General features: G+C 55.1%; 1 protein-coding gene. It reads right to left on the bottom strand.

The window, feature by feature from the left end; genetic code table 11:
- Nucleotides 1-983 precede the first annotated feature (983 nt).
- Nucleotides 984-1,844, bottom strand: a complete 861-nt coding sequence (locus tag Q363_RS31395; protein ID WP_035358656.1) for a hypothetical protein — start codon at nt 1,842-1,844, stop codon at nt 984-986.
- Nucleotides 1,845-2,209: the final 365 nt, after the last annotated feature.

The raw sequence follows: 2,209 nt of genomic DNA, 5'->3' as shown, positions 1-2,209 counted from the left end.
CAATCCAACCAACAGCACCCAGCCAAACGAGCCTTCGTCACGAGCTCGCGCTCACAACAACCGCTCGCTCAGCCTTCGTGAATGATGCAGGCTAGAAGCCCGATTTCCGCTTCATGAGAACTCAGGTAGATGCCATCCAAAACGCTAAGACGGATGGTGTTGATTGGTGTTTCTAGGACGAGGAGGTTCACTATAAGTCGTTTATTTTGTTGGAGCACCGAGTGGGAATTGAACCCGCGAATACTGGTTTTGCAGATTCGTTATGTCCAGCATTTTCAATCACTTGGGTATCTTTAAAACCCCTCAAAAACCTCGAAAAATCCCCAAAGGAATTGTCATTGGGGTTTTAAAAGGGTTTTGTTTCCACCATCCCTTGGGGCAGGCGGGTTAAGGACAGAAGGGTATCTCTCTCGGTGGGGGCTGACCCGACAAACTCCCCCCGCAACGAAGTCACTGAGATTCTGCGCCGGTACCAGATCCTTTTACGTTTTAGATGTGCTCGGCGCCACGAAAGCGCAAACGGTATAGGCCGGTCTCGGAGCCGAAGCTTTGATACGCTGCTCCTTTCGGCGCCCCATTCACCGTAAACGTGCGACACATAGAGTGGGGCCGAATCACTGCAGAAGCTTGCAAGAGACGCATTAGCCCGCAGCCGGAGGTTCTGGGCGATTGGTACCCAGAAACGTTAGGTTCCTATCGGGGCTGCCCCGGTAGACGAGGCAGGGTTGAGCGTGATTCTTTCGGCCGGGTCGTACCTGAGGTGAGTGCATGTCTCTCCCATTCGTTCCAACGCACCGTGCTTTCCACCGCATGTCCATGTTCAGAAGACGATGCTAATCAACCATGACCTGTTGTGTCCGCGCCGTCGCTGGCGTCAAAATGTATCTGCGTCTTCAAGAAAAACTCGCAAGCCGTGTTGTCCCACGGATTGCCCTTGCGCAACCTGCTAATGGTGATCTGGTTGGCTTCGAGCACACTGGCTACTATTTAGGGTCCCCAACCTCCAGTGACTCACTGGCTCCAGGATTTTCGAGTAACTGGATCGCCTGTCGATAGCTCATCCCTGGGCTCACAGGAGAGAATTCCCTCTTGTCTTCGGTCATCTGGATGTCGAGTGACTTGATCAGCAGTGCCTTGCCCGTCAGGCTGAGTTGCATGTGGGTCAGTTCCCACTGGTGGCCTCCCACATGGGTCTGCTCCAGCAGAATCGTTCCGCCCTTGTGGAGCCTGCCTATAATCCCCCAACCAAAATCGACCTCCTCGATCAAGTGCGCGTCGAGCTTAACCATGCGCTCCTCTGCCAAATCGATCCAGACTTCCCCGGCCATCCCGCGGAAGATCTTTGCTTCCTCACTGGGGGGGGCGAATTGCGGGTTGGGCGTGAAGCCCAGGCGATAACACTGGCCGCTCTTGCATGGCGTCATTCCTTCGTAGCGATAGAGAAAGGCTACCGGCAGCAGACGCATCAGCCTGTTTACCCTGTCGATCACCTCTTGTTCGCGTTTGCGGCGATGCTCCTGAAGGTTCGGGTGGCTACTCAGATAGTTCAGACGATGCCGCTCCGTCTCGTCTGCCTCCGCGCTCAGAGGGTTGCCGTCGATGGCGATCAGACGCGCCACGGCGCCATCTTTTGTTTCGACGATCTCTTTTGTCGTGTCGCTGCGCTTGTCAACCTTGCGGAGCTGATAACGGAGCGGCTGACGATGCGATCTCCCGGCCAGCGCGTTTTGCGTGGCCCGGCGTACCAGTGCCGTTGGATCATCGGCCACGCCCGTGGCTGCTTGGGTGCCGGAGCCGGGCGCAGAAGAGCCGGAGCAAAGAGAAATCAGAACCACAAAGGTCATAGGGCCAAGTCCGCAACTCACTTGTTGACTCCTGAAAGCTCTGCGCAGGCGTATGCACATTGTAGTGTCCTCGCATCGCGCACAGCTTGTGGCTCATTTGACATCCCCCTGAGATTTGTCATCCCGTTGTCATGGCCTTAAGGTGGACGGGAAATCTGGGAAGTCTTGTGTCCGCACTGTTCGGTGAGTGAGTTGGCGATTTGTACTAAACCCGCTCCGCGGGTAGGTGGAAGCGTGGTAGATTTTTTGGCAGAACAAATTGCATGTTGCTCACGGCAGTCACAACGCTTCCGCTCAAGTCAGCACAAAATAGCTGCGATGGATTGAATCCCCATAATGCAATTGTCCTGCCAAAACCTCACCGG

Source organism: Edaphobacter aggregans DSM 19364 (assembly GCF_000745965.1).
Taxonomy (GTDB): Bacteria; Acidobacteriota; Terriglobia; order Terriglobales; family Acidobacteriaceae; genus Edaphobacter; species Edaphobacter aggregans.
Note: the sequence above shows the minus strand (reverse complement) of the source record. Positions and strands in the feature narration are given on the sequence as shown.